At 58.7% G+C, this 6,920-nt stretch carries 5 protein-coding genes; 3 read left to right on the top strand and 2 right to left on the bottom strand.

Going from position 1 to position 6,920, the window contains the following annotated elements; all coding sequences use genetic code 11:
• The 3 genes from BLP93_RS17305 to BLP93_RS16340 form a co-directional block, all read left to right on the top strand.
• A partial coding sequence (locus BLP93_RS17305; protein ID WP_208596665.1) for a hypothetical protein occupies window positions 1–184 on the top strand: 184 nt, incomplete at its 5' end.
• A gap of 431 nt (window positions 185–615) precedes the next feature.
• On the top strand, window positions 616–2,370 hold the full coding sequence (locus BLP93_RS16345) for a putative sulfate exporter family transporter (RefSeq protein ID WP_092123979.1): 1,755 nt from the start codon (window positions 616–618) through the stop codon (window positions 2,368–2,370).
• A 13-nt stretch (window positions 2,371–2,383) separates the two neighbouring features.
• A complete protein-coding gene (locus tag BLP93_RS16340; protein ID WP_244148796.1) occupies window positions 2,384–2,665 on the top strand; it encodes a hypothetical protein in 282 nt (93 codons plus the stop codon).
• Between the two features lie 164 nt (window positions 2,666–2,829).
• On the opposite strand, the gene BLP93_RS16335 is transcribed toward BLP93_RS16340, so the two are convergent.
• Window positions 2,830–6,360, bottom strand: coding sequence for a PD-(D/E)XK nuclease family protein (locus BLP93_RS16335; protein ID WP_161946381.1), 3,531 nt, complete (start codon window positions 6,358–6,360; stop codon window positions 2,830–2,832).
• A gap of 280 nt (window positions 6,361–6,640) precedes the next feature.
• A partial coding sequence (locus tag BLP93_RS16845; RefSeq protein WP_244148779.1) for a transposase occupies window positions 6,641–6,920 on the bottom strand: 280 nt, incomplete at its 5' end.

Here is a 6,920-nt window from a genome sequence, read left to right as displayed (position 1 = left end):
AGCCTTTGGCGCGTTGGATTGGTACGTGCAGCAGCGGTTTGGTCGTTTTCTGACGACCAGGAGCCAACGGCGCAGCCGACGTCTGGGTGAAGGTTCGCTGTATGCGGCCTTGCAAGGCCTGGGGTTGGTCTACCTGCGTAAGAGATACAAAAGCCGTCAACTCCTTGTGAATGCCTGTGGCTGAAAGATCATCGGAGAGCCGTATGCGGGAAAACCGCACGTACGGTTCGACGAGGGGGCGCTGATGTCCGGAATGCATATCAGTAGACACGTAGTAGTCGCGTGCGACGAGGCGTTCGGTAAAAGTCCTGAGTGACGAAGGAATTAGCGCTCTACTCTACACGGTAAATTTCTCAGTTGGCAATGCAAATGGCCATTTGCATTGCCAACTCAAGATTGCAGTAACCGAGGTTGGCTTTTTAGAATGCACCCCTCAATATCTTATTGAATTAATGATTGATATTTTTATAACGCGCATGGCCTGCTCTTTGCTTTGCGGTGATGGCCGGGATGGTCCCGGATGTGAACGAGACTCGGGTGCGAGCTCATCCTCGCCCTTGGTGTTCAAAACAGATCCATTCACCGTCAAAGTTGGTTTCAAAAGGAGGAACCAGCATGGCAGACAATGCACAACAGTCTGATATTGTAGTTGATCGCGGAAAATGGGAATGGTCCGAATTATGGAAGAAGGAAGACTGGTGGGCCATCTGGCTGGGCTTCATCATCCTGGCCGTCGGTCTGCTCATTTTTCTGCCCCGGCCGCCCGCGGATATGAATGAGAAGCTGGCCAAGGCCGAGGCGACCATGGCCGTCGAGGATGCCCGGGCGCCGTTCCATACCATTGAATGGCATGCAGCCAATGACGCCATGTCCGGCTTGCGAGCGCGCAACGAGCCGTATGCCAAATCCATCGCCAAGTGGCTGGAAATGCCGGGCCGCTGGTCCAACAACCCTCTGGAGGCCTTCTACCTGAGCGAGAGCGCGGCGGCGGAACGGCGGGCCAGGGCCGAACCGGCCTACCGGGAGGCCCAGGAGGCGACCAAGGCCGCCATGGAGCGGGCCAGGGCAGCACAGGAACTGGCCGCGGACGAAGGATTCCGCAACGAACAGCTCAATGAGCAGGCCGAGACGGGCATCCGCGAGTGGCGTCAGGCCCGGGAGAAGGAGCGGGGCAGCCTGCGGGCCAGAGCCACGGTCCAGGCCTACAACAAGATTCCCTACATGGTGGGAATCATGGTCATTTTCGCGCTCTTTTTCGCCTTCGGCGCCCGATTCATGGATATCGGCGCGGCCAACCTCATGAAAGGCTTCTGGTTTGTTTTTCTCCTTGCCGTGGTGGCGGAGATGATCGGTAATCAGACCACCATGCGCGAGTACGGGTTTGGCGGCCTGATCTGGGCAATCCTCGGGGGCATGCTGATCAGCAACACCGTGGGCGTGCCGAACTTTCTCAAACCGGCCTTGCAGACCGAGTACTACATCAAGACCGGTCTGGTGCTGCTGGGCGCGGAAATCCTGTTCAGCAAGATCCTGCTCATCGGTCAGGCCGGCGTGGTCGTCGCTTGGGTCGTCACTCCGACGGTACTTATCCTGACCTACATCTTCGGGCAGCGGGTCCTGAAAATGGAGTCCAAGACTCTGAACATCACGGTTTCCGCGGACATGTCCGTTTGCGGCGTCTCCGCGGCCATCGCCACGGCGGCGGCCTGCCGGGCAAAGAAAGAGGAATTGACCATTGCCGTTGGCATGTCCATGCTCTTCACCGCGATCATGATGATCGCCCTGCCCACCTTCATCGTTTCCGTAGGAATGCACCCGGTCCTGGGCGGAGCCTGGATTGGGGGAACCATCGACTCCACCGGCGCGGTTGTGGCCGCCGGCGCGTTCCTTGGTGAAGTGGGAATGTTCGTGGCCGCCACGGTTAAGATGATCCAGAACATTCTCATCGGCGTGATCGCCTTCGGCGTGGCCGTGTACTGGTGCGCCCGGGTGGACTGCGTGCCCGGCCAGAGCGTCAGCAAGATGGAGATCTGGTACCGCTTTCCGAAGTTCGTGCTGGGCTTCATCGCCGCTTCGATCATTTTTTCCTGGATTCTGATCAGCATGGGCACGGCCGGAGATGTGATGATCGATCAAGGCGTGCTGCGCGGCTTCACCCGTCCGATCCGCGAATGGTTCTTCATCCTGGCCTTCGCTAGCATCGGCCTGTCTTCAAACTTCCGGGAAATGGCCCACCACTTCAAGGGCGGCAAGCCGGTCATTCTGTACGTCTGCGGGCAGAGCCTGAACCTGGTGCTGACCCTGGTCGTGGCCTATCTGATGTACTTCGTGGTCTTCCCGCACGTTACCGAAAGCCTGATGATGGGATAACCTCCGCGAGGAAATGCCAAGGATAAAAAACATGCAGGCGACGAACACGAATAATCGCACGGGGCGCAAGCACGGTGGAAACCTGCGCGGCTGGCTCGGCCTGGTCGTGGGGCTGGTTATGGTGTGGATAATGGCCTACGTGGTGCTGCCCTGGGGCCAGACCCTGCCGCACGTCAGGCCGGTGATGAGGGCCATCTCGGAATCCAACGTGGATACCGGCACGTACTGGTATTCCCAGTGCGAAGACACGGCCGTCGCCCAGATGCACATCCGCAACACGTTGCGCAACCGGTAGGAAATCCGAATCGGAGAAATGAAGGCCCGGCTGGAGCGATCTCGCTTCAGTCGGGCTTTTTGGTTGCTAGCGTCTGAGGATAAGAATTAACCGCAGATTACGCAGATTATTTTTTTGTAACTTGCAAATCATCTCTGTAGTCTGCGAAATCTGCGATATATGATTCATTCTTCCATGGCCCATAGGCAGGTGGTCCGCCAGGGGCAATAGGCGCAGGATAGGGGTTGGCAGGCGGGATGGAAGAAGGGAGCTTCCAGGATGTGTCGGCCAAGCCATTCTAGAATCCCAGGCAGACTGGTTTCCTGCCAGTGCAGAAAAATTTGAAGATTTTGTTCGACTACGTTCTTTTTGCCCTGCTGGTTGAACGGAGCAAAGATATTTCTGGAATTCCACTCCCCAATATACAGATACCCGCATGTCGCCGGGCGATTGTACAGATAGAGATATCCCGGAAGCTGAATGGACTGCATTTCTTCCTTGATCCGAATCAACCCCGCCTGGCTGGTGGATTCCTGATCCGGGGGAAGCAGTTCAAGCTCCTCGGCCAGGGCAATGAGCCGCTGTATTTTGTGCGGGCTTTTTTGAGGCGCGCTGCCGGTCTTGTAGTCCAGAATAAGCGGCAGCGCGGTGGCCTCGTCCTGGTCGACCCGGTCCAAACGACCGTTCAGGCGAATCATCGCGGCTTGGCCCGGCAGGTGTCGCTCTACTGCTTCTTCGATTGCCAGCAGATGCACGGCCCGGTCCGACTTGTTCAGATAGTTCAACAGCAATTCCCGCAACAGACGAACCTGGAAAAAACGTGCTGCCGGCGAAAGCGGGACATCCCGCAGCAGTTCGGGCATGACCTCGTCCCAGATTATTTCGAAATCCGGAATCAAATTACGTGGAGTGACTCTGGAGTTGCAATACGGTCGTAAGAGTTGCTCCAGAATCCGGTGGGCCGCATCGCCCATGATCATGGCCGCGGGATCCTGACGTGGGTCGTGGCGGGGCGGAAAATTGGCAACCTGTTCCTTGAAGAAACGAAGCGGACAGCTCAGATAAATGTTCAGCGCGGAGAGAGAAAGCCCCTTGTTCAGGCGCTGGTGCAGCCGGGAAAGAAATGAGGATTTCTCGGGCAATGCGGCCGTGACGCGCTGCAGGTCCAGGTCCAGGGGAACCCGTTGGATGGTATTCTGGAGCAGACATTTATGCTCTTTTTCCAGGTTCCAGAGTTCCTGTTCCCAGTACCGGCTGGGAATCGTCTTGCCTTCCAGCAGGTTCGGGGACATGCCCTGACGGCTGTAGATGCGGACTTCGCCGGCCGAGGCCATCAGTCGCCGCAGATGATAGCGGATGATCTGTTCGTCGGCATGGCCCGGCGGCAGACCCAGGGCAGGGCGCAGCGCCTCGGGCAGGAGCGGGTTGGGCGCGCCTGCTCTGGGCAGCACGCCTTCCACGCATTCCAGAATGACGACCCGGTCGAAGCACATCAGCCGACTTTCCAACAACCCCATGACCTGCCAGGGCGTCACCGGCTCGCCGCTGAACGGCACTCGTTCCAGACTCAAAATATTCCAGAATACGCTCCAGAGGGCCGCGGCAGGCAGAAGCTGGTCCCGGCTCAGGGCCAGATCGAGGGTCGGCAGGATTCGCATATGCAGGGCATGCACGACGTGCATCTCCAGGGGCATTTCCCGGGACGAGGGCGCTTTGTCGTGGGCGTGGAGCAGGGTCAGCAACCGTTGCAGGTAGCCGCCCAGTTCCCGCAAACTCGATAAATTCATCGCTTCCTGAAACAGCTTGCAGAGATCGACCGCCGTGGTCTCCCCCATGACTTCGGCCTGAATGGAACATTGCCGCAACACGAAAGCCATGTCGTCGGTATCCAGATACGGCTTGACCCGGTTGCGGACAGCCTGGCGAACCAAGCCCAGGGCGCCTTCCGGCAGGATGCCGCGCACCCAGGGATTCTGCCACAAGTCAAGATAATCCCGGCTCCCGGGGCCGACGCCGGTGAGCTGCCTGTCCCGGCTGATGCGCACCAGGGTGTGCAGCAACGTGCCCAGGGCCGTGCGCTCCAGGGGCAGACCCAGAGTGATGTTCACGTTTTTGTTCGAAGGCAGATGGGCCAGCAGAGGGCGAAGCTGCGCCGGATCCGGCAGGATGACGGCCACATGCTCCTCAGCGTTCCAGGTCGCGGCCTCATCGGCAAGATGGCGGAGTTCGGAATGCAGGTCGTGGGCCAGGATGAATGCTGGGGGCTTCGGCATTGAAGCCCGGGTGGACTTTGTCCCCAAGTCGGGAACGGCGTCATCCTGGAAAACCCATTCCAGTTCAGCTCGCCATTCCCCGGCCCAGCGTTGCAACGGTTCGGGCAGCGGACGGTCCGTCTGCCACCAGAGTTGGGCGCCGTTTTGGCGCAGGGCCTGGATCAGTGCCGCCTCGGAGCGGGTCAGTGCAAAGAGCCCACATAGATACGTCGGTCCTGATGTTTCGCAGGCGTCGAGATCAATTTGCGAGGCCAGATTGGCCGAGGTGGTCAGGTTGCGCTCGGCGAGCCCGGCATGGAACTGCGTCTGCACATCGCCGAGATTGGCCAGCAGATCCGCGGCCAGGGAGGGCAAATCATCCGGCGGGTGGCTGACATTTTCAGCGGTGACCAGCTCCCGGTCCAGTTCATCCAGGACCTTGGCCAGACGCACTCCCCAGGGCAGGAACCGATGCCAGGTCGCGTCTTCCTCTTTGCCGGCCGCAAAATGCTCGAATCCGGGCATTTGGTGGATCGTGTGCAGGAGCCAGGCTTGATCCAGGAGCGAAGCCGGAGCCGGGGGATCATCTGACGCAAGGCAGGCCTGACGGAGAATCCAGTCTTCCAGGCTCAGGCAGCGCGGCGGCAGGAAAGGAACGCCGATGGAGCGGGCCAGGCGCTGGTGGAGGAAGATCCCGGGGCGACGGTGGGGAAAGATGACCTGGATGTCGGTCATTCCCAGTTGGTGATCGGGTTTGGTCCTCTCCAGAATCGCATCATGGAGCAGGGCGATCAGATCCGCCTGCAGCGGAAAGACGCGGATCGGGGTGATGGGTTCCGGGATGTTTTCTGAATTATGATCTTGGGCCGAAAGGCCCGGCAAGGGAGATTTTTTCTGGGAAGATCCGTCTGTTGTACCAGGAACCTGAGGATTGAGAACGGTGACGTCCGCCGTCTCCAGATAGGCAATGGCGCCTTGGCACGGGCGATGGAACATGTTGGCCAGCAGCCGCTGATAGTTCCGGACCTGGGCCTGATCCCCGGCCGAATCCCCGAGCCCAAGCTTGAAATCCAGCACCCAGAGGGAGCCGTCCGGGAGCACGACCAGTCGGTCGACGCGAACCAGGGAATGCGGCTCGGCCGCGCTCTTACCCGGAATGACGATCTCCTGTTCGGGCAGAGCCCAAGCATCCGCGGCGAACAGCGAGGCAATCAACGGATGTACCAAGGTACGGCGGATTACGGCAACCAGCGGCTGAACATCCACCTGCTCGGGGTGCACGCCAAGCAGGGTCCGAGCCTGGCGCAGTCGCCGGAAAATCCCGGCCTCGTCGGTTTCGCCTGGCTCCAGAAAAGCCAAAGCCTGATGCGCCACCTCGCCCTGAAGACGCCGCGCGGCAGCCTGGGGATCCTGCCATGCCGAGTCATCCGGCGGGGCAACGAGCAAACGGGGAAATATCTCCATAACCGTCATCACAATATCTTTGTTTCAAAAAAAGCAACTACTCACCAGCGGTCCGGCTTGTCTCGATTTTTCGGCCTCGCAACTCCTTCGTCGGCTTCGTAGCATCGAACCATCGTGAATAAACATCACTTGGCGCTTCAAGCGTCCGGCAATGGTTCGATGAACGAATCCTGACTCAGTCAGACAGGCAATGCCGAAAAATCGAGACAAGCCGGACCACTTCATGCATGCTATCAAATGTGCTGATAGTTAGTCGAGCCTGAAAAATCCGATATTTTCGTTACAGGATCATCATAGAAGGCTGACGGGTTGTGGTGCCGAAAAACAGCCAAAGCGTAAAAAGGGCAAAAAAGTGTTCGAACTTCCGAATCCACTTCCTGAAATTGAATGCCGCGGCAGCCATGAACAGGTTGATCGCGTCGCCGAGAACCCCTTTCAGGTAGTTTCGGGACAAGCGATGATCCTGTTTCAGGTGACCAATTATCGGCTCTATTCCTGCTCTACGGCGAAAACGCTCACGGGCGATCCGTCGTTGATAGGGGCTATCGCTTTTCTTCGGA

It is taken from the genome of Desulfonatronum thiosulfatophilum, assembly GCF_900104215.1.
In the GTDB taxonomy this organism is placed as follows: Bacteria; Desulfobacterota; Desulfovibrionia; order Desulfovibrionales; family Desulfonatronaceae; genus Desulfonatronum; species Desulfonatronum thiosulfatophilum.
The sequence above is the reverse complement of the archived record's forward strand: the minus strand, read 5'-3'. Positions and strand labels throughout refer to the sequence as shown.

Coding starts and splice junctions, on each gene's coding strand:
- BLP93_RS16345 (WP_092123979.1), top strand. CDS start 616: ATGGCAGACAATGCACAACAGTCTGATATTGTAGTTGATCGCGGAAAA.
- BLP93_RS16340 (WP_244148796.1), top strand. CDS start 2,384: ATGCCAAGGATAAAAAACATGCAGGCGACGAACACGAATAATCGCACG.
- BLP93_RS16335 (WP_161946381.1), bottom strand. CDS start 6,360: ATGGAGATATTTCCCCGTTTGCTCGTTGCCCCGCCGGATGACTCGGCA.